We start from the raw sequence: 20,343 nt of genomic DNA on the forward strand, positions 1-20,343 counted from the left end.
TCCTGACAGGTGACTGACGCAGGGTGCCGCCTGGGCAGCCGGTCATCCGGCGGGCAGGTCGGCCAGGAAGCGCGCCCCGGAGGTGTACCCGGGGTCGTGGGAGACCTCACCGCCGACGGCGCGGGCCAGGCGTCGCGCGAGCGGCAGTCCGAGGCCCGCGCCGTCGTGTCCGTCGTCGGGGTCGGCGCGGCGGCCGGGTTGGAACAGCTCGTCGACGAACGCCGCGGGCACGCCGGGACCGTCGTCGGTGACGTGGATCCGCACGCCGCCAGGCCCCTGCCGCGCGGACACGGTGACTCTGGAGCGGGCGTAGCGGACCGCGTTGGTCAGCAGCGGGCTGACGATGCGTTCGAGCAGAGCGGGCGCGACGCCCGCCGTCGGCCCAGGGTGCGTCACTTCGACGACGGCCTTCACCCGCTCCGGTGTGCCGAGGTTGTCGACCAGTCGGCACAGGACTGGGACGACGGCCGTGGCGCCGGGGGCCGTGGAGGCGTCCTGCGCGCTGTCGCGGGCGTCGTTCAGCAGCGTGTCGCAGATGGTGCGCATGGACTGGGCGGCCTCGGCGATCACCTCGTGGGTGGCGCTGGTTTCCGCGGCGGAGCGCGGGCGGGCCCGCCACCAGTCGAGCTCGATGATGATCCGGGTCAGCGGTGTGCGCAGTTCGTGGGACAACTCGCCGGTCAGCTGCTGCTCATGGCGCAGTACGGTGCGTATGCGGTCCAGCAGCGCGTCCAACGAGGTGCCCAGGCGGGCCAGTTCGACCGGTTGGGCCTCGGTACCGAAGCGCTGGTCGGAGCCGACGGCGCTCCACTGGGTGGCCTGGTCGGTCATGGTGCGCACGGGGCGCAGCGCCCGGCCGACGGCCAGGCGGGTCAGCGCGTAGGTGCACGCGAGCATGACCGCGTCCAGGATCAGGGAACCCAGCAGCAGGGTGTTCGCCGAGTTGCGGTAGGGGGCGAGGTCCAGGGCGGTCACGATGGTGGCGGTGCTGCGGTGGCCGGGCACGGGCCGGGAACACAGTCGGACGAGGTGAGGGCTATCAGCCTCGACGGTCCTGCAGAGCGGGTGCCCTCGCACGGCGAGCTGGTCGGCCGCCCGGGTCAGCGTGCCGCCGGCCGAGGCCGATGGCGGTTTCTCCAGCAGGTGAGTCCCGGCGTAGATCCACACGTTCGCGTCGAGGAGGCGGTCGTTGACGGACTCCACGATCCGCACCTGGGGGCCGCCGGCGTCGACGGTCGTGGCGACAGCGGCCGAGCGACTGCGTAGTTCGTCGTCCGCCAGATGCCGCAGGTGCCGGTCCACCACAGTGTTGAACACCACGGTCAGAACGGTCATCAGAAGCGCGGCGGTGGTCAGCGCCACGAGCGAGAGCCGGCCGCGCAGGGTACGCGGAGCCAGGCGCCGCAGGAGATGGTTCATGACAGCCGGTGGCCGATCCCGCGCGCCGTTCCCAGGCTCAGGCCGCTGCCCGCCTCGCGCAGCTTGCGGCGCAGTCGGGTCAGGTACTGGTCCAAGGTGTTGTCGCTGACGTGTGCTCCGTCCGGCCAGGCGGCCCTGACCAGGTCGCGGCGGCGCACGATGCCGCCGTCCGCGGCCACCAGCGTGGCCAGCAGACGGAACTCCGTCGGTGACAGGTCGATGTCGACGCCGACATCGCCTGCCCGCGCACTGTGCCGGGTCGCGTCCAGGACCAGATCTCCGACCGTGGTCACGGCCGATGGCGCGGCGCGTTTGAGTGCGGCCCGCAGCCGGGCGACGAGTTCGGAGAGATGGAACGGCTTGGGAAGGTAGTCGTCGCCCCCGGCGGAGAACCCGGACAGCCGGTCGGTGAGGTGGCGGCGGGCCGTCAGGAAGATGATCGGGGCGCCGAACCCGTTGGCGCGCATCGCCTGGCACACATCCCGGCCGTCCGCGTCGGGCAGCCCGACGTCCAGGACGACCGCGCCGATGCCGTCGGCGGCCAGCCGCATCGCGGTGGCGCCGTCGGCGGCGAGCACGGGCTCGAAACCCTCCTCGGCGAGGCCACGGCGCAGCACGTCACGCAGGGCGTGATCGTCCTCAACGACCAGGATCTTGTGAAGCATGGTCCTCCGTCGGATCATCGGCCGGGCGGGCCGCGCCCGAGACGAACGATGCGGGCAGCCACCGGGCCACCGCCCACAGCCACACACCGAGCCACCCGATGGCGAACAGCCAGCCCGCGACGACATCGGTGAACCAGTGCACCCCGAGATAGACGCGGGAGAGGCCGACCAGCACGCCCCAGCATCCGATGACGACGCCGAGCCAGACGGCGCCGCGCGGAGCGCGCACCCAGACCGCGACGATCAGCAGCCCGGCGGTGAGAGCCGCCGTGGTGGTGTGCCCCGACGGAAACGCCCATCCGCTCGCATGCGCCGCCCAGTCGGCGCGCGCCGGACGGGGCCGGTGGACGAGTGTCATCACCCCGCGCCGTACCGCCTGTCCGGACCCCAGACAGACAAGGCTCAACGCGGCGGCCACCAGCCGCTCGCGCCCGCTTCGTCCTGCCACCGCACCGGCCGGCATCGCGAGAACGTAGGGGACGACCCCGGTCCCGGTATCCGTCACCCCCCGGGTCGCGGCCAGGGCCACCACCGGCCGATGGCCGACCGACCAGGTCAGCAGGTTGTCGTCCAGCCACAGCGGAACACCCTGCCGGCCCACCACGACCGCGCACAGCACCCCGAACGCCGTCCAGGCGCCGAGAGCGATGCTGCCGGCCAGGTCGGCGGCGTCACGCCGGTTCACGAGACCGTCGGCAGCGGGCGTTGTGCCACCGGCTCCCCGTGTGCCGACCAGGCAATGATCACCTGGATCACCTGCGTCCCCCCTCGGACCCGGCCGCCCGGCGACCCCGGTAGACCTCGGAGACAAGAGGGGCCACTGACACGACGACGATCAACGCCACCAGCGGCAGGAGGTACCGGTCGACATTCGGGATCGACGAGCCCAGCGCATACCCCGCGAGGGTGAGGCCGACGCTCCACACGAGCCCGCCGACGACCTGCCACAGCGTGAATGTCCGCAGCGGAACCTCCAGCGCGCCCGCCATCGGATTGAGCACCGTCCGCACCACCGGCACGAAGCGGGCCAGCACGATGGCCTTCGCATACCCGTACCGCTCGAGCAGTTCCTCGGCGCGCTTCATGCCCTCGTGCAGACGCTGCGAGCGACTCCGCGCCAACAGCGCTCCGCCCGCCTTCCGGCCGAGCACATATCCGCAGTGCGCCCCGGCCAGCGCGCCTGCCGCGGCCGCCACGAGCAAAGGCCCCAGGGACAGGCGCACACTGCCTTCGGCCGTACTCGTGCACAGCAGGCCGGCCGTGAAGAGCAGGGCGTCCCCCGGGAGGAAGAACCCCACCAGCAGTCCCGTCTCGGCGAACATCACCACTCCTACGCCCAGCACGCCGAAGGCCGCCAGCAGCGAATGGGCGTCGAGCACGTTCACGGCCAGCTGTGCGGCGGCGTGCATCGGTGCGGTCATGGACGATGACCCCTTCCGGTGGACAACTTCGACTTCACGCGAGTCGTCAGTCGACTACAGTTCTGTAGACGTCGTCTGGAACTCTAGCCGATCACACAGGGGCATCCGTTCACATCACCGGCCGCGTTCGGGCGTCGTCGCGCCTATCACCCGCCCTACCATCATGACCAGGGACTTTGCCGAGGCGTTCAGGTTGCTGTCAGGTTGGCCACGCGGTTTTGAAACTCCTGCACCAGAAGCCCCAAAACAATCGCAAAGGCATCTGTGGCACCGGGAGTTCACCATGTCATCGTGCGGGCCATGACCACAGAGCGCCTCCTCGACGACCGCCCCCTTGCTTCCGTCCGCACCCTGGCGAACAAGGTGCCGGAAGTGACCGCCTACTTCTGGATCATCAAGGTGCTCACCACCGGGATGGGCGAGACCGCCTCGGACCTTCTGGCCCGTGTGCTCGGCCCCGTGCCGGCGGTCGCGCTCGGTGGGCTCGCCCTGGCCGTCTCCCTTGTCGTGCAGTTCGCCGTCCGCCGGTACGTCGCCTGGGTGTACTGGACCGCCGTCGTCATGGTCAGCGTGTTCGGCACGATGGCCGCCGACGTCCTGCACGTCGGTCTCGGCGTGCCCTACACGGTGTCCACGCCGCTCTTCCTCGCCGCGCTGGCCGCCGTCTTCGCCCTCTGGTACGCCGTCGAGCGGACGCTGTCCATCCACGGCATCCGCACCCGCCGCCGCGAGATCTTCTACTGGGCGGCCGTCCTCGCCACCTTCGCCCTCGGTACCGCGGCCGGCGATCTGACCGCCACCATCGGCTTCGGCTACCTCGGATCGGTCGTCCTCTTCACCGCCGTGATCTGCGTACCCGCCGTTGCCCACCGCTTCGCCGCCCTGAACGCCGTGCCCGCTTTCTGGGCGGCCTACGTCATCACCCGCCCCCTCGGCGCCTCCCTCGCCGACTGGATGGCGCTCGGGCACGCCCGGGGTGGACTCGGGTTCGGGCTGGGACCGGTCACGCTCGCCTGGACGGCGGCCATCGTCTGTTTCGTGGGCTACCTGGCCTTCTCCCGCCGGGACCAGGAGCAGCCGGCTCACATGTGAGACCGAAAGGGGAGGATGGCCGGCTACTCGTGCTCCCGCTCGGCCATGCCGGCCATGAGCGCCTGGTGGCTGCGGCGGACGTGTTCGCGTGCGCGGAACCTTACGCCCGCCCAATGGCATACCGGAGCCGGCTCCACCGCCTCCGCCAGGCTGCCGCGGAGTCAATTCCGGGCGGCCTGGGGGGCGTCGTCGTCCGGGTTGTCAGCGGGTCTGTGCGACGGTCGCCATCGCGGGCTCGTCGAGGGGGGCGACCAACTCGGCCGGCCTGAGGGCGTTGTGCGGGCGCCCGGGAGGCCGGCAGTGTCATCGCGCCGACATGTATGCCGTGGCATATAATGTAGCGGCAGCTATCTACGGGTGGGAGTGTGCATGAGCAGGGAACAGCGGGCGATGATCGACACGATGCTGCGGCAGCCAGGGCCCGAGGGCCCTCAGTCGGTCGAGGAGATCCGGGCCGGGTTCAGGGCGATGATGGCCGAAATGGTCGTCCCGGACGGCATCCGCACCACGGACACGACGCTGGGCCCCCGCCCCGCGCTGCTCGTCGAGCCGGCCGACGGCCCTTGCGCGGGGACGATCCTGTACTTCCACGGCGGCGCCTACGTGTTCGGTTCACCCCGCACCGCGCTGTCGCTGACGGGCAACCTCGTGGCCAGGACCGGCTTCAGGGCCTTGTCCCTGGACTACCGGCTCGCTCCCGAGCACCCGTTCCCGGCCGCGATCGAAGACACGCTGAGCGCCTACCGGGCACTGCTCGACAGCGGCGAGGACCCTTCGGCCATCGCGTTCGCGGGGGACTCCGCCGGCGGTGGCCTCACCGTCACCACGTGTCTTGCCGCCCGTGACGCGGACCTCCCGATGCCTGCGGCGATCGTGGCGTTCTCTCCCGGACTCGACGCCACCCGGACCGGAGAAAGCATGGACTCCAAGGCCGGCATCGACCCGTTCTTCACCCGCGAGACCCTGGAGTACACCGGGGCCATGTACCTCGCGGGGCAGGACCCGTACCACCCCATGCTCAGCCCGGCCGTCCTCGCCGACCTGACCGGCTTCCCGCCCATGCTCCTGCAGGCGGGCACCAACGAGGTGCTCCTGGACGACTCCACGCGCATGGCCGCGCGCGCCAGAGCCGCCGGAGCGGACGTCGTCCTCGACATCACCGCCGACGTACCCCATGTCTTCCAGTCGTTCGCCGGCGTCCTCGACGAGGCCGACGACGCACTGGACCGCGCGGCCCTCTTCCTCACCCAGCGCATCCGCACCCCGGCGACGCAGGAAAGGTCCTAGGCTTCGACGATGCCCGCGTCGTGGGTGACAACTCCTCGTCCTGGTGCGAGACGACCTGACCGACGGCAACGAGCACTGCGGCACCCCGGCTTCCCTCGACAGGAAGCCGTCATGGCGGTCGGGGATCACCCGGGGTGTGGCGTCGGGTGCGGACTACGCGCAGGAGGGTCCCAAGGCAAGTGAGGACGGCACTGCGGGGGCCTTCGCGTCACGGAACCACGCCTCGGCCGTGAGGCGCAGCGTGCGGGCGCGGCCGGCGGCGGTGATGTCGTACGGGACGGCCATGATCTCGTCGGCGCCCAATGACGCGGCAAGTCGGCTCAGGCCGCTGGTGACGGTGTCCGGGCCACCTCGGACGAGTTGCATGTCGTCGAGCATCTTGCCGATGAGGTAGCGCTCGCGGGGTTCGGTGAGCGCGGTGGCCGGGGAGGTCGCCGCGTGCTTCTGACGGAAGCGGGCGGCGGTGGTGTCGAAGGCGAGGACCTCGGCCTCTTCATCGCTTTCGGCGCACTGCACGTTGACGGACGCGATCACGTACGGGCTCGATCCGAGGGGGCCGGGGGAGAAGGCCGACCGGTAGCGGTCCAGGGCGGCCGGACGGGACTTGGGGCCGAGGTGCGCCCCGTAGGCGAACGGCAGCCCGCGCGCGGCGGCCACCCGGGCACCGTTCTCCGAGGTGCCCAGCACGAAGATGCCGGGCGGCACGGCGACCGCAGGGGACAGTTCCAGCTCCCGCAACGCGTGGTCGCCCGGCCAGTGGCCGTACAGGAAGCCGGCGAGTTCGTCGACCAGTTGGGGGAACTCGGCGCGCGCCTGCGGCGGTCGGCGCAGAGCGCGGTCGAGGAGGGTGCTGCTGTCGGTGCCGCCGGTCGCGCGGCCGACGCCGAGGTCGATCCGATCGCCGTGCAGTGACTGCAGGACGGCGAACTGCTCCGCGACGGTGAGCGGTGCGTGGTTGGTCAGCATCACCCCGCCGGAGCCGACCCGGACACGGTGCGTCGTCGCCGCGATGTGCGCGATCAGCACCGCTGGTGAACTCCCCGCGCAGCGGGGTGAGTTGTGGTGCTCGGCAACCCAGAACCGGTGGTATCCGGATGCGTCGGCCGCCACGGCCGTCCGCACGACGTCGTGAAGTGCCTGCCGGGCGGTGCCGCCGGGCGCGACGAGCGCCACGTCGAGCACGGACAGCGGAACCATGTGAACCTCCCTGGGAGAGTCAGGCCTTGACCGCGTCGGAGCCCGATGCATCCGGCGGGGAGGGCAGCAGCAGAGAGAGGACCGCCAGCAGGGCGAAAGCCAGGGCGAGCAGGGCGGCGATGCCGGACAGGGACAGATACGCCAGCAGCAGGCCCGCCGCCAACGGGCCGAGCGGCTGGAGGATCTCAGCGGTGAACCCGAGCGCCGTGGTGGTCCGGCCGTAGATGTCCTGGGGCACCGTGGTCGCCAGAATGGTCCCGAACACCGCGCCGTTGACGGGCGTCAGCAGGCACAGGGCGGAGTACCCGGCCGCGAACGCGATGCCGCTGCCGGTGGACCAGGCGACCGCGAGCATGATGCCGGCCAGCGCCGGTCCGGCCGCCATGACCGTCTGCATGCGCAGCCTGCGCTGCAGCCAGGGCGCGATGAGTGAACCGGTGAGGCCGGTCACCGCCGCCGCGCTCATCGCGAGTCCCACCGCGGCCGCGCCGTCGTGCTCCCGTCCGATTCCCAGGAGCAGGGCGTAGGCCAGGGCCTGGAAGACGAAGTTCTCTCCCGCGGCCAGCCCGGCAACGGTGCGCAGGAAGGGGTCCTTGACCACGTACCGCAGTCCCGCGGTCAGCCGGGGCAGGAAGCGTTCCCGCGGAGCGGTGTCCGGGCCGCTTCCGCTCGTGCTCGCCGCCGCTCCGGGCGTGTCCTTCCCGCTCGCCGGGGCCTTTGCCGTGGTGTCGGTCCCGTCCGCTTCGGCGCGGCGGGCCAGACGGGACAGCGACACCACGCACAGCGCGGACACCGCGTAGGTCAGGGCGTCGATGGCGAACGGGAGCCACAGCGCGGCGGCGATGAGCAGCCCCGCCACGGCCGGGGCGATGATGCCGGCGGCGTACGCCCTCGCCTGGTTCATCGAGATGGCCGTGCCGAGTTGCGCGGCCGGGACGACACGCCGCACGGTGGCGTTCTGGCTGGGCCGGAAGAGCTCCACGCCCAGCTGGGCCACGATCACCGTGACCACGGCCACCGCGATCGGCAGCCGGTCCAGAAAGGTCCAGGCGGCGACCGCGCCGACCGTGACCAGGCGGGTGAGATCGGCCGTGAGCATGAGCCGGCGGTGGCTGTAGTGGTCGGTGAGATAGCCGGCGGGCATCCGGACGATCATGGCGGTGACGAGGACCGCCGTACCGATGGTGCCGGCGGCCGAGGTCGAGTAGCCGCTGCGCAGCAGAGCCAGCGGCAGGACCAGCCCCGTCATGGCCGACCCGAAGTCGGACAGCGCCTGCCCGATCCACAGCAGCCGGAAGTCGCGGTTGGCCCGCAGCGGCACCACGGCGGGATCGGCCGTGGCGGCGGCCGTGGTCGCCTTCACCGCGCACCGGCCCGGCCCCGGGCCGCGGGCAGCAGGTCGTCGAGCAGGAAGTTGGTGTTGCTGCGGCCACCGGGGCGGGCCCTGCGCAGCCGGTCGAGGAAGAGGGCCACGCCGGCCGATCCGCCGGCCAGGTCGCAGCTTTCGCGGACGGTCTGCTCGCCGGGGAAGACGATGCCCTCGGGCCGTTCGATCGCCGTGCACAGCACCGCCTCGGCCACCCGCTCGGCCTCCGCGAGCAGTTCGGCGTCGCCGAGGAACTCGTAGGCGTCCAGGAGCACGTTGCCCAGCCCGCTGGTGCCGTGGAACAGCTGGGGGAACACCGTGTACTTGCGTCGCACGTCGGGCAGCAGCTCGGTGATCCGCTCGCGCAGCCCGGGATCGCCGGTCACATGGTGGTAGCGCAACAGGGTGGTGAGGATGCCCGCCGTGCCGTGGTCCCAGTAATGCCGCACCACCATCGTGGGCTTGTCGTCCGTGGCCACCGAGGCGGGGAACGACAGGCGGCCGCCGGCCCCCGCGACCGCCTGGGCCAGGTCGAAGTCCAGTGCGGCGCGGCCGAGTTCCAGCGCGGCCGGGTCACCGGTGGCACAGTGCAGGCCGAGCAGGAACATGGCCACGCCGGCGGCGCCGTCCCCGTACCCGACGGGCGTCGCGCCCGAGCTGTCGGGCCACGAGGCCAGGCCGTTCTCGCGGTGGGCCGCCCCGGCCAGATGCTCCCCGACCGCACGGGCCCGGTCCACGAACTCCTCCAGCCCCGAGTCGCGCCACAGCCGCAGACAGGCCATGCCGTAGCCCGCCGCCCCGGTCAGCACACCGGGCTCGGTCAGCAGCTGCGGGTGCCCGTGGGCGTCCCGGAGCGTCCGTACGGCGATGTCCCGGTGCCCGGTGGCCGACTGGGCCCAGGCCACGCCCGCCGCGCCGAAGTACAGTCCGGCGGGCATCGCGTCGTGCGCGGTGGACTGCCGCAGGGCCCAGGCGTGCAGATCGTCGGGCACCGAGCCGCGCAACCGGTGCAGGGCGTACAGCGTGCCGTAGGCGCCGTGGGCGAGCGAGAGCGGATTGGTGCGGAACACCATCACGTCGGCCGGGAACAGCCGGTCCTGACGGCTGAGGTCGGCGGTGTTCTTCCAGAAGTCCGCCACACCGTTGAGGGTGGCCTCCACCCGCTTGTGCAGTTCGGCACGGGCGGCGCCGTCCGTCGCCGGGGGCAGCCCCAGCGGGGGCGGCTGCCGCCAGGCGTCCGCGAAGGGCAGCGCCTCGATCCGGCGGCGCAGTTCGCGCGGATCGGGCAGGGCGGCGTCCTCGTCGTAGAGGTCCCTGACGAGTTCTACCAGTTCGGTGGGGAGGGCGAGATCGGCGGCCACCTCGGCCAGCAGCCTGCGCGGCATCGTCCGGTCGATGAAGTCCGTCTGGTGGCAGAGCATGACGCAGCCGAGGATCAGGCCGCCGAAAGCGTAGTAGTCGGTGCCCCGGTCACCCTGTCCGGCCAGCCGGGCGCGGCGGGTCACCATACCGGGCGTGTAGAGCCGCGCGCCGCGGGCCGCCCCCTGGGGGGCGTCCTCGTGGAACGCGGACTCCAGGTCGATGACGCGGATCCGGTCGTCGGCGGTGACCATGATGTTCGTGAGCGACAGGTCACCGAGCACGATGCCGCGCTCGTGGCAGACCGCGATCGCGTCCGCGACCTGGAGCCACAGTGCGCGGAACCGCTCGTAGTAGTCGGTCAGCCGCTCGGCGGTCAGATCCAGGTTGTAGACGGGATTCTCGATGATGCCGAGGTGGCCGAGGTGTGTGCCCTCGATGAACTCCTCGGCGATGAAGGAGTGTTCCCACTCGGTGAAGAACGCCACGGGCCGTACGAACAGCCCGGTGTCGGCGAGTTCGGTGAGCATGTCGTACTCGTGGCGGAGCAGTTGGGCGGCATCGGTCCCCTCGGGGCCGATCTGCACGCCTGGCCGGGCCTCGCGGATCAGCACGTCCGCGCCCGTCTCGTTGTCGACGCCGTGGTAGATGCCGCCGCGATTGCTGAACTTCATCGCGCTGACCACCGTGAAGCGTCCGTCCGCGAGGGTGACACCGGAGCCGGACGTGTCCTTCGTCGTGGCCTGGGCCTGGTCCGGGGCCGACTCCCCGGTGAAGGGATCGGTGACCCAGTACGGCAGATGGAAGTACGGATGCCGGATGTCGACCACCGGCTCGCCGTCCGGAGTGCGGATCAGCAGCTCCTTCATGCCGGAGGGCCGCATACGGGAGATCGAGACGAAACCGCCGTACCGGTAGTGCACCACCCGCGACCCCGGGTAGCGCCGGTCGGAGAGGATGTGGGGGCCGTCGAAGCCCGAGAGGGCGTCGGTCAGCGCGTCCCCGACCGCGCGGAACTCCCGTTCGTCGGCCGGGTACACGGTGATGAACTTGCCGCTCGAACCCCGCGGGAAGGACTTGCCGTTGGACTCCAGCATCGCGGCGGGATCCATCAGGAACTTGAAGTGCACGTTCGCGTCCCGCAGCAGCGGCAGTACGGCGCGCAGGGTGGCCGCGCTGGTCCGTGAGGTCGCGGACACGTGCAGCTTCCAGCCCTGGGCGACGGCCGGCACCTCCGGCGGGGCGGTCAGCAGCCAGTAGCCCCGGCGCCAGAGCCGCCACGCCGCGGGCATCACGGCCCGGTACTCGCGCAGGTGCTCCCCACTCGGCACTCGGCGTTCGAAATCCTCGAACCAGCGCGGGTGGTGCGTCATGTACGTCTGTATGATCTCCCATTCGAGCTGCATAACGCACATCCCTTCTGCCGAGACCGGAGCATGGTGACGCCCCGTCCGGCCGGGCCGGGGAGTGTGCGCCCCGTACCCGGCCGAACGTCCTGATCGTGCGTTCGTCAGCCGTCAGAAGCAGCTGATGTTGTGGCAGGAGCCCCCGCTTCCCGCCGGATCGCTGATGATGGAGGCCTCCTTCTCCGGACTCAGCTTCTGCAGGCCCAGGACGGCGTCCTGGCCGGCCGCGAGGTGCGCCTCCACATCGCCGTCGGGCTCGGCGGCCTCGGCTTCGATGGGCTCGACCTCGGGGGGTTCGGCGTCGGGGCGGATCTCCTCGGACATGGCGTCACCTCTCTAGAAGCAGCTGATGTTGTGGCAGGAACCGCCACTGTCGGCCGGCGGTACGATGCCGCCGGCCGCTTCCTTCTCGGGGTCGAGCCGCTGCAACTGCAGCACGGCATCGGCGAGCGAGTGGGCGGCCACCTCCGCCGCCCGGGCCACCTCGGCGGCCTTGTCGACCTTGGCGGTGTCGTCCTCGCTCTGCTCGGGTACCTTGTCCGCTTCCGCCATGGGCTCTTCTCCCTCCGTCGCGCGGCACGGGCCGGTCCGCTCCGGCCCGGCTCGCCCAGAACGGTAGGAACCACCGCCACAAGAGCGGTTTGCGGACGGTGAAAAGGCAGCTCCTGGCGCTCATGGCGGACCGCGGCCACCCCCGCCCGGCCCCGCGCCGACCGCCCCGGCTCCCGGCAACGCGCCTCTGACCTGGGCATATACCGTTTGTAAACCGCTTCGCAGGCAGAGGCCCGACACTCGGGCTGGTCACCGACAACCGCGCCGACCACGGCCTCACCGAGAGGGGGCGGGCATGCGGCTGGCCGAACTGATGTCGCTGCGCCAGAAGATCGGCGCGGGACTGCTGGTCACCGTCACCGAGCGCTGCCCGCTGAGCTGTGGCCACTGCTCCACGGCGGCCACCCGCCGGGGCCGCGACCTCGACGGCGCCCAACTGCTGCGATTCCTTGGCACGTTCGCGCCCGACTGCCATCCCGAGGTGCTGATGCTGACCGGCGGCGAGCCCTTGGTCCGGCCGGACCTGGTGGTCGCGGCGGCCGAGTCCGCCCGTGCCTCGGGGACACGGACGGCGGTGCTCTCCGGCGGGTTCTTCGCCATCGGCGGTCAACTGCCGCCCGCCGTACGCCGGGTCGCGCGCGCCGTCGACCACTTCTCGCTCAGCCTCGACGCGTACCACGAGCGGCATGTCCCGCGCCGGGACGTGTTCTCCGCCCTCGACGCCCTGCTCGGCACCGGTGTCGCCGTGAGCCTGCACCTCCTGGGAAACGCTCCGGCCGATCCGTACCCGGACGAGGTCTGCGCCGAGGTACTCAGCCGCTTCGGGACCGACGTCCCGATGCTGGTCGGACAGGTCCGTCCGGTGGGACGGGGCAGCAGACTGACGCCCCGCCCCCTGACGCCGGCCGGACCGGACCCATGGGCGGCAGCCCCCTGCGACATGGCCGCATGGCCGGTCGTGACGGTCGAGGGCACCATCACCGCCTGCTGCAACCAGGACGTGGCGGACCGCCGGGTCCGCCCAGCCCATCTGAATCTGGGTGACGTCCGTACGACGGCCTGGCGGACCGTGCACGAGCAGTCGCGGACCCGTCCGCTGCTGCGGATGATCCGCACGGTCGGCCCCGTGCACATCGCCACCCGCGCGGGCGTGGCCCCGGACGGCTACTGCGGTACCTGCCACCACCTCGACGACTCGGACTCCGCGCGGCGCTGGGCACAGCGTTCGGGCGGCGGCCCGGCCGGGGAGCTGCTGCAGGCTGCCGCGGTGCGCGCCGGCGAGGCGGGCGGCCCCGCGGCGCTCGTCGCCCGGCACGGCCAAGCACGCCACGCCCACCTCGTCGACCCCGAGCGGCACCAGAGCCACAGCGGGTGCTCCGGGCGGGAGCGCACGCCGTGACGGCAGCTCCCGAACGCGCTGTCGGCGCAGGCGGTCCGCAGCGGGCCGAGGTGCCCGTGGGAGAGGAACTGCGCGTAGTCCTCGGCCTGGTGACGCCCACCCTCCGCAGCAGCGCGGCCCGATTGTGGCACCCCCGGCACCTGCGGGAACGCTACCTGCGCTACCTCGTCACGATGCACACGGTCATCCGGGCCTCCGTGCCGCTGATGGAACTGGCCCTGGACCACTGCCGCCGCGCAGACCCGGCCGATCCGGCGTCGGAGCCGCTCGGCCACTACCTGTCCCGGCACATCGCACGCGAGCGGCACCACGACACGTGGCTGCTGCGGGACATGGCGGCCGCCGGTCTCCAGCCGCGACGAGAGCTGGCCCGGCCGCCGTCACCGGAAGTGGCCCGCATGGTCGGCGCCCAGTACTACTGGGTCAGCCACTTCCACCCGCTGTGTCTGCTCGGCTATGTGGCGGTGCTGGAACTCAACGCCCCCGCACCGCCGCTGATACCCCTGCTGGCCGACCGCACCGGTCTGCCCGCGGCCGCCTTCGAGACGCTGCGAGTGCACGCCGAGGTCGACGGCGGACACAGTGCCGCGGTCCTCGCGACCCTCGACGGCATCACCGCGCCGCCGCAGGTACGGGCAGCGGTCAGGCTGAGCGCACTGCACACCGTGGGGGCGCTCGTCGACGTACTGGACGCGGTGAGCACCACGACCGACAGGACCGGTCACCCCGACCGAGAGGACACGTGACATGGCGTCCGCCCCCGAACCCGACCGCGACGCGGAACACATCCTGCGGGCACTGGAGGAGGCCGGCTTCCCCGTCCATGCCTTCACCGGACAACAACGCGCCGTCTTCGGGGCACTCACCCCGGAGGAACTCGAGCTGATCCTGGACCTCAAGGCACGGCTGGACGCCGTGGAGCCGGAAGTGCAGGCGCACACCGTCGTCGCGGGTGCGGCGCTGTTCTGAGCAGCCCGCACGACCTGCCGTGCGGGTCGGACGGCGACCAGCGAGGGGGACGGCCCATGCGGCAGCAACGCAAGGTGATCACCGCGCTCTTCTGCGACCTGGTCGGTTCCACCGAACTGTCCGGATCGCTGGATCCGGAGACGCTGCGCTCCGTGGTGCTGCGCTACTTCGACACGATGCGGACCGGAATCGAGTCGCACGGCGGGACGGTGGAGAAGTTCGTGGGGGACGCCGTGATGGCGGTGTTCGGCGTGCCGCACGTGCACGAGGACGACGCGCGCCGGGCGGCGTCCGCGGCTCTGGACATGATGGCCGCGCTGGGCGAGCTCAACACCGAGCTCGAACGGGAATTCGGCAGCACCCTCGCGGTCCGCATCGGTGTGAACAGCGGAGAGGCCGTGACCTCGGGGGACATCGCGGCGGGCACGGTGGTCTCCGGTGAGGTGGTCAATGTCGCCGCCCGGCTCGAACAGGCCGCGGGCCCGGGGCACATCCTCATCGGGCCCGCCACCCGGACCCTCCTGGGAGCCACCGCGGTCGTCGAACCGGTGGGGGCGCTGACCCTCAAGGGCAAGCGCGAACCGGTCGACGCCTTCCGTCTGCTCGGCCTGACCGCCGAGGACCACCCACGCGGCGCGGCGCGCTCCGGCACTCCCTTCGTCGGGCGCGCGAGGGAGTACGGCCGGCTGGCGGCGGCCTGGGCCGCCGCCTCGGCCGAGGGCACCGGCCGCGTGGTCCGGGTCACGGGCGACGCGGGGATCGGCAAGACCCGGCTGCTGCGGGAGTGGATCGCGACCCTGCCGGCCCAGGGCTCGGCCGTCGGCGCCGGCCGCTGCCACTCCTACCGTGACCAGGCCAGCCTCACACCCCTCGCGGACGCGATCCGGGACGTGCTGCGCACCGCGCGCACCCGTCACGCGTCCCCGTCCGCCGGGCCAGGAGCGCCGGCCGGTGCCGGGGAACCGGACGAGGCCGCCTACGAGGTGCTGCGGGGTGGGCTGCTGGCGGACGGAACGCCCAGCCCGTCGGCGGAGGCGACGTGGGCCGCCGTCGCCACGGTGCTCAGCGGGCTGGCCGCGACGGGGCCCGTCGCGCTCGTACTGGACGAGTTGCAGTGGGCACGTCCGCAACTGCTCGAAGTCGTAGCACGGTTGGGGGACGCACTGTCCGGCGTGCCGGTGCTGCTGGTCTGCTCACAGCGCTCCGGCGAGGACGAGCCGCGCGTCGCGGCCGACGAGATCCGCCTCGGTCCGCTGGCCGGCCCGGACGCCTGGCGCCTGGCCGCCGCCCTGGCCACCACCGGACCCGAGGACAGCCTGCTGGAGGCCGTGGTGCGACGTGCCGAAGGCAACCCGCTGCACCTGGAACAGCTGCTGAGCATGGTGGAGGACGGCGCCGACCCCGGCGACCTGCCGGTGACCGTCACCGCCGTTCTCGCCGCCCGGCTCGACGTCCTGCCGGGGGAGGAACGCGCGGTTCTCGACGCGGGCGCGGTGATCGGCCGCCGGTTCGGCGAGGCGGAGGTCCGGTGGCTCCTCGACGAGATTCCCGAGAACAGCCCCCTGGACACGGGGCGGTGGTGCGCCCACCCTGGCGACGCGCTGCGCGACCTCGTACGGCGCGGCCTGGCCGAACCCGTGCCAGGAGCTCCGGCGACCTACCAGTTCAGCTCCGGCCTGCTCCGTGACGTCACCTACCGCGGCCTGAGCAAGTGGCAACGCGCGGTCTGGCACGAGCGGTTGGCGGCACTGCCTGGCGCCGGTGCGGCCCTTGCCGCCCACCATCTCGAACTGGCCCATCTGCACCGGCGCGACCTCGGGCGGCGTGGCGAACACACCGAAGAACTCCGTGAGCGGGCAGCCGAGGCACTCATCCGCGCGGGCCGGCACGCGCTCGCCCGCGCCGACCTGTCCTGGTCGGCGGAGCTGCACGCCCGCGCCCTCGACCACTGCGCTCCCGGCGAAGAGCGGTGGAGGCACGCCGCACAGGGCCTGGGGGAGACCTGGCTGGCCCTGGGCCGCACCGACGAGGGCGGTGCCCTGCTCGGCAAAGTGCTGGACGCCGCCTCCGCGGCCGGCGACCGGCTCGCCCACGCCCATGCGCGGCTGCAACTCGCCTCCCTGGCCCCCGACGCCTCGCCGGGGACGGCCGCCGACGCGGCGCGCGCCGGGCTGGAGGTCTTCCAGGACTGCGACGACCGGCTTGGCCTGGCGCGCGCCCATGTACGGCTGGCGCAGGAGCAGCAGTTCGCCGGACGGCATCGCGCGGCGAGTGATCTGCTCGCCGTCGCGCTGGACCACGCGGTGGCCGCCGGAGCCGCCCCGGAGCGGGCCATGGCGCTCGGCGCGCTCGGCATCTCCCTGTGGCACGGACCGACCCCGGCGGACGAGGCGATAGACCGCTGCCGCGCGCTTCTCGCCCAGCACGGTCCGGGCAACCCCATCGCGGTCGTCACCCTGAACTACCCGCTGGCGAACCTGCTCGCCCTGTGCGGCCGGGCCGACGAAGCCCGTACCTGTCTGGTGACCGCGGAGCGGTTCGCCGCGAGGCTCGGCTACGCGGAAGTGGCCGGGTTCGCACCGCTCTTCGCCGCCGGGGTGGAGGTACTGGCCGGGTCGGCGGGGAGGGCGGAGTCGCTGCTGCGGCAGGCCGTCGCGACGTTCCGTACGGCGGGCGGCCCGGTGCTCCTCGCCGCCGCCTGCCGGGACCTCGCCCGGGTCGTGATCGCGCGCGGGCGGCACCCCGGCTCCGCCCTGGCCGACGCCGAAGCCGCCGATCTCCCCCCGGCGGACGCGGCGGACGACTACGGTGTCCGTGCCCTGGCCGCGGCCCTGAGCGGTGATGCCGGGACCGCGCTGGCCCTGGCTCGCCGGGCAGTCGAGGTGGCGGACACCACGGACTCCCCGATCAGTCGCGCGACCGCCCGGCTCGACCTGGCGCACGTCCACCTGAAGGCGGGACGGCCGGCAGCCGCCCGGCACACCGCCGATCGCGCCGGCCGCCTCTTCCAGACGAAGGGCCACACCATGGGACGAGCGGCCGCCCTGCAACTCGCCGTACAGGCGGGCGAGGCGGCCGGGCAGGGCGTACCACGGGATCACGCGGCGGCGGACGGAGGCAGCCAGTGACGAACGCGCTGAGCTGGGGGCTGCGGGACCTGCGGCCGGACGACATCCAGGTGCCGGCGGTGGCCCTGGGGCCCGTCACACCCGAATGGGCGTGGGGCGGGTCCACGGGCCGTGGTGTACGGGTGTGCATCGTCGACAGCGGGGTGGAGCGGAACCATCTCATGGTGGGGCGCGTCGCGTCGGCGCACATGGTCGTCGAGGGGGACGACGGCCGACCCCGGATCCGGCCGACCGACACCGGTGACCTGTGCGGCCACGGCACCGCCTGCGCGGGAATCGTCCGAGAAGTCGCTCCGGAGTGCGAGCTGCACAGCGTGCGGGTGCTCGGCGAGAACTTCACGGGCACCGGAGACTTCCTGCTGGCCGGTCTGCGCTGGGCGGTGGAGCAGGAGTTCGACGTGATCAACATGAGTCTGTCGACCACGCACACCAGGTTCGTCCGGGAACTGCACGAACTGGCCGACGAGGCGTACTTCCGGCGGTCCGCCATCGTCGCGTCGGCGCACAACAGCCCCGTTGTCAGCTTCCCTTGGCGGTTCTGCTCCGTGGTGTCCGTCGGGAGCCACCAGGAGGGCGATCCCGGTCTGCACCTGTACAACCCGCGTCCTCCGGTGGAGTTCTACGCGAAGGGCCAGGACGTGCGCGTGGCCTGGCTGGACAACTGCGTCACCCGGACGACGGGCAACAGCTTCGCCACTCCGCGGATCGCGGGGCTGTGCGCGCTGATCCTTGCCAAGCATCCGGGGCTGACCGTCTTCCAGCTCAAGACGGTGCTCTATCTGACAGCGGCGAACGTCCGGTCGGCCGGTCCCGCCGATCCCCCGTCCCGAACGCAGAAGTGAGGTCCGCGGTGTCCCCATCCCTTCCCTCCGACGACACCCGTGCGCTGCTGCAGTCCGTGGTCGACGTGGCCAGGGCCATCTTCGGCGCAGCCGCGAGTTCTGTGTTCCTGCTGGACGACGCCGCCGGCGAACTGGTCTTCCAGGCCGTGTCCGGAGAGGGCGAGGACCTCCTCGTCGGCACCCGCTTCCCGGCGCACCGCGGCATCGCCGGCTGGGTCGCCTCGTCCGGCCAGGCGATGATCGCCGACGACCTGGCGAACACCCGGACCTTCGCCCGCGACCTCGCGGAGTCCACGGGCTACGTTCCGGACGCGCTCATGGCCGCGCCCCTGCTGTCGGATCAGCGGGTGCTCGGCGTCCTGGAAGTGCTCGATCCGACGCCCCGGTCCCGTGCGGATCTGGGCGACCTGGACCTGTTGTCGCTCTTCGCCGGTCAGGCGGCCCTCGCGCTGCGGGTCGCGGGCGGCCCGGCGCTCCGCGGCGGTGCCCCGGCCTGGGACACCACGGATGAGCAGATCATGGACGCCTTCCGTGACTTCCTGCGCAGCAGGCCGCGCTGAAGATCGGCCATGATCATGACAATTTGGGAGATGTGACCCGACGCCCGAACTCATAGGCGAACCCCGACATCCCGTAGGCGGCCATGTGGGCGCTGACCTCCCCGGCGGGCGGCATCAACAGACTGCACTCGTGCAACTCCTCCACCTCGGCGATCACCTGGTCGTACCGAAAGGGAGGCGTGAGCGCGGCCAGCCTCCGGTAGGCCACCCGCTGCGGCTGCGGCAGGTCCCGCCAGAACGCTTCGTACCGCTCACGCAGCACCAGTTCGCCCACCGCCATCTCGTCCAGCAGGGAGGATGCGCCGCAGAGCCGGTCGGCGTAGTCGGCCAGCCGGACATGGCGTAGTGAGTCGAGCTTCGCGGCGGTGATCCGGACTGCCAGCGGCAGCCCCTCGCAGCAGCGGACTATGCGCCGCGCGGATGGCTGATCGGTCATCACCCGGCCGAAACCGATGATCCGGCCGAGCAGTTCGGTCGCCTCCGCCTCCTCGAACGGCGGGAGTTCGACCCGGGTCACCGCTTCCAGACCGCTGAGCCGGTACCGGCTGGTCACGAGGGTGCAGCTGGCCCCGGAGCCGGGCAGCAACGCCAGTACCGTCTGCTGCCCCACCGCATCGTCCAGTACCAGCAGGATCCGCCGGCCCGCCACCCAGGAACGCCACCGGGCCAGGGCCTGGGCGACGTTGTGCGTCCCGGGCAGACCGACGCTGTCCAGCAGTGCCCGCAGAACCGAGCCCAGCGAGCGGTTGCCGAGTTCGGCCAGGATCAGGCCGTCGGGGAAGGAGTCCGCGAGCAGGTGTGCCACGTGGACGGCGAACGCGGACTTGCCGACTCCCACCGGACCGGACACGACGATGACACCGCCGTCCCGGCGCGCGCGGAAGTACGCGAGCGCGCGCTGCACCTCGTCGGCCCGCCCGACGAAGTCCGGTAAGTCACGCGGTAGTTGGTTGCCCGGCCCGGGGTGACGCCCGACAGCGGTCGTCTCCAGCAATCGACGGTGCAGCACGGTCAGCGCGGGCCCCGGCGCCACCCCCAACTCCCGTGCCAGCGCCCGCCGGACCGTGTCGAAGTAGGCCGCCGCCTCACTGTGCCGGCCGGTGGCCGCAAGCGCCTTGATCCACGCTGCGGCCAGCCGCTCCCGCAGCGGATGGAACGCGATGTGTTCCTGGAGCCGGTCGAGCACGAGCCGGTGGCCACCGCGGTCACCCTCCAACTCCGCCCATTCCTCCAGAACCGACAGGAACATCTCCTGGAGCCGGTCGACCGCCGCGGTCAGATGCGGCACGTCACCGAACTCCGCCAGCGGCCTGCACTGCCAGAGTTCGAGGGCCTCGACGAGCGCGTCGAGCGCCGCCTCGGTCTGCCCGTCCCGGGTTCGCTGCCTGCCGGTCCTGGCCAGTTGCTCGAACCGCAGCAGGTCGCAGTCCGACGGATCGAGCCGCAGTACGTACCCGCCCAGGGTGTGGGCCAGGCGGTCACCCAGGACCCGGCGCAGCCGGGACACGTAGACCTGGAGGTTCTTCCGTGCGGTCCGCGGTGGCCGGCCGCACCAGAGGGCGTCGATCAGACCATCGACCGGGAACACCGTGTTGGCCCGGCTCACGAACAGAGCCAGCAGCAGACGTGGTTTCGGCCCGCCGAGATCGGCCGGGGCGCCCCTGTCGTCCCGCACGCATAA

General features: G+C 72.1%; 18 protein-coding genes. 8 read left to right on the forward strand and 10 right to left on the reverse strand.

Going from position 1 to position 20,343, the window contains the following annotated elements:
- Positions 1 to 42: 42 nt before the first annotated feature.
- The 4 genes from ACH45E_RS05620 to ACH45E_RS05635 form a co-directional block, all read right to left on the reverse strand.
- Positions 43 to 1,419 carry a HAMP domain-containing sensor histidine kinase gene (locus ACH45E_RS05620; RefSeq protein ID WP_361444498.1) on the reverse strand — a complete coding sequence of 459 codons (1,377 nt, stop codon included), beginning with the start codon at positions 1,417 to 1,419 and terminating at the stop codon, positions 43 to 45.
- Positions 1,416 to 2,084, reverse strand: coding sequence for a response regulator transcription factor (locus ACH45E_RS05625; protein ID WP_361444495.1), 669 nt, complete (start codon positions 2,082 to 2,084; stop codon positions 1,416 to 1,418). Before ACH45E_RS05625 ends, ACH45E_RS05620 begins: the two co-directional genes overlap by 4 nt.
- Positions 2,059 to 2,769, reverse strand: coding sequence for a phosphatase PAP2 family protein (locus tag ACH45E_RS05630; protein ID WP_361444492.1), 711 nt, complete (start codon positions 2,767 to 2,769; stop codon positions 2,059 to 2,061). Before ACH45E_RS05630 ends, ACH45E_RS05625 begins: the two co-directional genes overlap by 26 nt.
- 67 nt (positions 2,770 to 2,836) lie before the next feature.
- On the reverse strand, positions 2,837 to 3,505 hold the full coding sequence (locus tag ACH45E_RS05635) for a DedA family protein (protein ID WP_361444489.1): 669 nt from the start codon (positions 3,503 to 3,505) through the stop codon (positions 2,837 to 2,839).
- Between the two features lie 300 nt (positions 3,506 to 3,805).
- On the opposite strand from ACH45E_RS05635, the gene ACH45E_RS05640 reads away from it, so the two are divergent.
- Both ACH45E_RS05640 and ACH45E_RS05645 read left to right on the forward strand, forming a co-directional pair.
- Positions 3,806 to 4,597 (forward strand): hypothetical protein, encoded by a 792-nt coding sequence (locus tag ACH45E_RS05640; protein ID WP_361444486.1) that lies wholly within the window; start codon positions 3,806 to 3,808, stop codon positions 4,595 to 4,597.
- 369 nt (positions 4,598 to 4,966) lie between these two features.
- Positions 4,967 to 5,884 (forward strand): alpha/beta hydrolase, encoded by a 918-nt coding sequence (locus ACH45E_RS05645; RefSeq protein WP_361444483.1) that lies wholly within the window; start codon positions 4,967 to 4,969, stop codon positions 5,882 to 5,884.
- A gap of 153 nt (positions 5,885 to 6,037) precedes the next feature.
- Here the strand turns inward: ACH45E_RS05645 and ACH45E_RS05650 are convergent, their stop codons facing one another.
- From ACH45E_RS05650 to ACH45E_RS05670, 5 genes are all read right to left on the reverse strand, one after another.
- Complete coding sequence (locus tag ACH45E_RS05650) at positions 6,038 to 7,081, reverse strand: MsnO8 family LLM class oxidoreductase (RefSeq protein WP_361444480.1); 1,044 nt, start codon at positions 7,079 to 7,081, stop codon at positions 6,038 to 6,040.
- A gap of 19 nt (positions 7,082 to 7,100) precedes the next feature.
- Positions 7,101 to 8,444, reverse strand: a complete 1,344-nt coding sequence (locus ACH45E_RS05655; RefSeq protein WP_361444477.1) for an MFS transporter — start codon at positions 8,442 to 8,444, stop codon at positions 7,101 to 7,103.
- Positions 8,441 to 11,179, reverse strand: coding sequence for a class III lanthionine synthetase LanKC (lanKC, locus tag ACH45E_RS05660; RefSeq protein ID WP_361444474.1), 2,739 nt, complete (start codon positions 11,177 to 11,179; stop codon positions 8,441 to 8,443). Before lanKC ends, ACH45E_RS05655 begins: the two co-directional genes overlap by 4 nt.
- A 144-nt stretch (positions 11,180 to 11,323) precedes the next feature.
- Positions 11,324 to 11,536 carry a hypothetical protein gene (locus ACH45E_RS05665; protein WP_361444471.1) on the reverse strand — a complete coding sequence of 71 codons (213 nt, stop codon included), beginning with the start codon at positions 11,534 to 11,536 and terminating at the stop codon, positions 11,324 to 11,326.
- 12 nt (positions 11,537 to 11,548) lie between these two features.
- Positions 11,549 to 11,764 (reverse strand): hypothetical protein, encoded by a 216-nt coding sequence (locus tag ACH45E_RS05670; RefSeq protein WP_361444468.1) that lies wholly within the window; start codon positions 11,762 to 11,764, stop codon positions 11,549 to 11,551.
- A gap of 295 nt (positions 11,765 to 12,059) precedes the next feature.
- On the opposite strand from ACH45E_RS05670, the gene ACH45E_RS05675 reads away from it, so the two are divergent.
- The 6 genes from ACH45E_RS05675 to ACH45E_RS05700 are packed head-to-tail and all read left to right on the forward strand — an operon-like array spanning position 12,060 to position 18,662.
- Positions 12,060 to 13,163 carry a radical SAM protein gene (locus tag ACH45E_RS05675; RefSeq protein WP_361444465.1) on the forward strand — a complete coding sequence of 368 codons (1,104 nt, stop codon included), beginning with the start codon at positions 12,060 to 12,062 and terminating at the stop codon, positions 13,161 to 13,163.
- The gene (locus tag ACH45E_RS05680; protein ID WP_361444462.1) at positions 13,160 to 13,909 is read left to right on the forward strand and encodes an iron-containing redox enzyme family protein; all 750 of its coding nucleotides are present in this window, start codon (positions 13,160 to 13,162) and stop codon (positions 13,907 to 13,909) included. The genes ACH45E_RS05675 and ACH45E_RS05680 overlap by 4 nt, the downstream gene beginning before the upstream one ends.
- A 1-nt stretch (position 13,910) precedes the next feature.
- Positions 13,911 to 14,132 (forward strand): aroma-sacti cluster domain-containing protein, encoded by a 222-nt coding sequence (locus tag ACH45E_RS05685; RefSeq protein WP_361444459.1) that lies wholly within the window; start codon positions 13,911 to 13,913, stop codon positions 14,130 to 14,132.
- 56 nt (positions 14,133 to 14,188) lie between these two features.
- Positions 14,189 to 17,260, forward strand: a complete 3,072-nt coding sequence (locus ACH45E_RS05690; RefSeq protein WP_361444456.1) for an adenylate/guanylate cyclase domain-containing protein — start codon at positions 14,189 to 14,191, stop codon at positions 17,258 to 17,260.
- The gene (locus ACH45E_RS05695) at positions 17,257 to 18,102 is read left to right on the forward strand and encodes a S8 family serine peptidase (protein WP_361444453.1); all 846 of its coding nucleotides are present in this window, start codon (positions 17,257 to 17,259) and stop codon (positions 18,100 to 18,102) included. The genes ACH45E_RS05690 and ACH45E_RS05695 overlap by 4 nt, the downstream gene beginning before the upstream one ends.
- An 8-nt stretch (positions 18,103 to 18,110) precedes the next feature.
- Positions 18,111 to 18,662: a GAF domain-containing protein gene (locus ACH45E_RS05700; RefSeq protein ID WP_361444450.1), complete on the forward strand. Its 552-nt coding sequence runs from the start codon at positions 18,111 to 18,113 to the stop codon at positions 18,660 to 18,662.
- Between the two features lie 13 nt (positions 18,663 to 18,675).
- Here the strand turns inward: ACH45E_RS05700 and ACH45E_RS05705 are convergent, their stop codons facing one another.
- Positions 18,676 to 20,337, reverse strand: a complete 1,662-nt coding sequence (locus ACH45E_RS05705; RefSeq protein WP_361444447.1) for a BTAD domain-containing putative transcriptional regulator — start codon at positions 20,335 to 20,337, stop codon at positions 18,676 to 18,678.
- Positions 20,338 to 20,343: the final 6 nt, after the last annotated feature.

The sequence above is a fragment of the Streptomyces sp. NPDC020299 genome, from assembly GCF_044387825.1.
In the GTDB taxonomy this organism is placed as follows: domain Bacteria; phylum Actinomycetota; class Actinomycetes; order Streptomycetales; family Streptomycetaceae; genus Streptomyces.

What these genes read in the sequence shown, in the direction of transcription:
- lanKC (WP_361444474.1), bottom strand. Translation starts at nt 11,179, where the DNA reads ATGACGCACCACCCGCGCTGGTTCGAGGATTTCGAACGCCGAGTGCCG.
- ACH45E_RS05625 (WP_361444495.1), bottom strand. Translation starts at nt 2,084, where the DNA reads ATGCTTCACAAGATCCTGGTCGTTGAGGACGATCACGCCCTGCGTGAC.
- ACH45E_RS05685 (WP_361444459.1), top strand. Translation starts at nt 13,911, where the DNA reads ATGGCGTCCGCCCCCGAACCCGACCGCGACGCGGAACACATCCTGCGG.
- ACH45E_RS05640 (WP_361444486.1), top strand. Translation starts at nt 3,806, where the DNA reads ATGACCACAGAGCGCCTCCTCGACGACCGCCCCCTTGCTTCCGTCCGC.
- ACH45E_RS05675 (WP_361444465.1), top strand. Translation starts at nt 12,060, where the DNA reads ATGCGGCTGGCCGAACTGATGTCGCTGCGCCAGAAGATCGGCGCGGGA.
- ACH45E_RS05670 (WP_361444468.1), bottom strand. Translation starts at nt 11,764, where the DNA reads ATGGCGGAAGCGGACAAGGTACCCGAGCAGAGCGAGGACGACACCGCC.
- ACH45E_RS05645 (WP_361444483.1), top strand. Translation starts at nt 4,967, where the DNA reads ATGAGCAGGGAACAGCGGGCGATGATCGACACGATGCTGCGGCAGCCA.
- ACH45E_RS05635 (WP_361444489.1), bottom strand. Translation starts at nt 3,505, where the DNA reads ATGACCGCACCGATGCACGCCGCCGCACAGCTGGCCGTGAACGTGCTC.
- ACH45E_RS05650 (WP_361444480.1), bottom strand. Translation starts at nt 7,081, where the DNA reads ATGGTTCCGCTGTCCGTGCTCGACGTGGCGCTCGTCGCGCCCGGCGGC.
- ACH45E_RS05665 (WP_361444471.1), bottom strand. Translation starts at nt 11,536, where the DNA reads ATGTCCGAGGAGATCCGCCCCGACGCCGAACCCCCCGAGGTCGAGCCC.
- ACH45E_RS05690 (WP_361444456.1), top strand. Translation starts at nt 14,189, where the DNA reads ATGCGGCAGCAACGCAAGGTGATCACCGCGCTCTTCTGCGACCTGGTC.
- ACH45E_RS05620 (WP_361444498.1), bottom strand. Translation starts at nt 1,419, where the DNA reads ATGAACCATCTCCTGCGGCGCCTGGCTCCGCGTACCCTGCGCGGCCGG.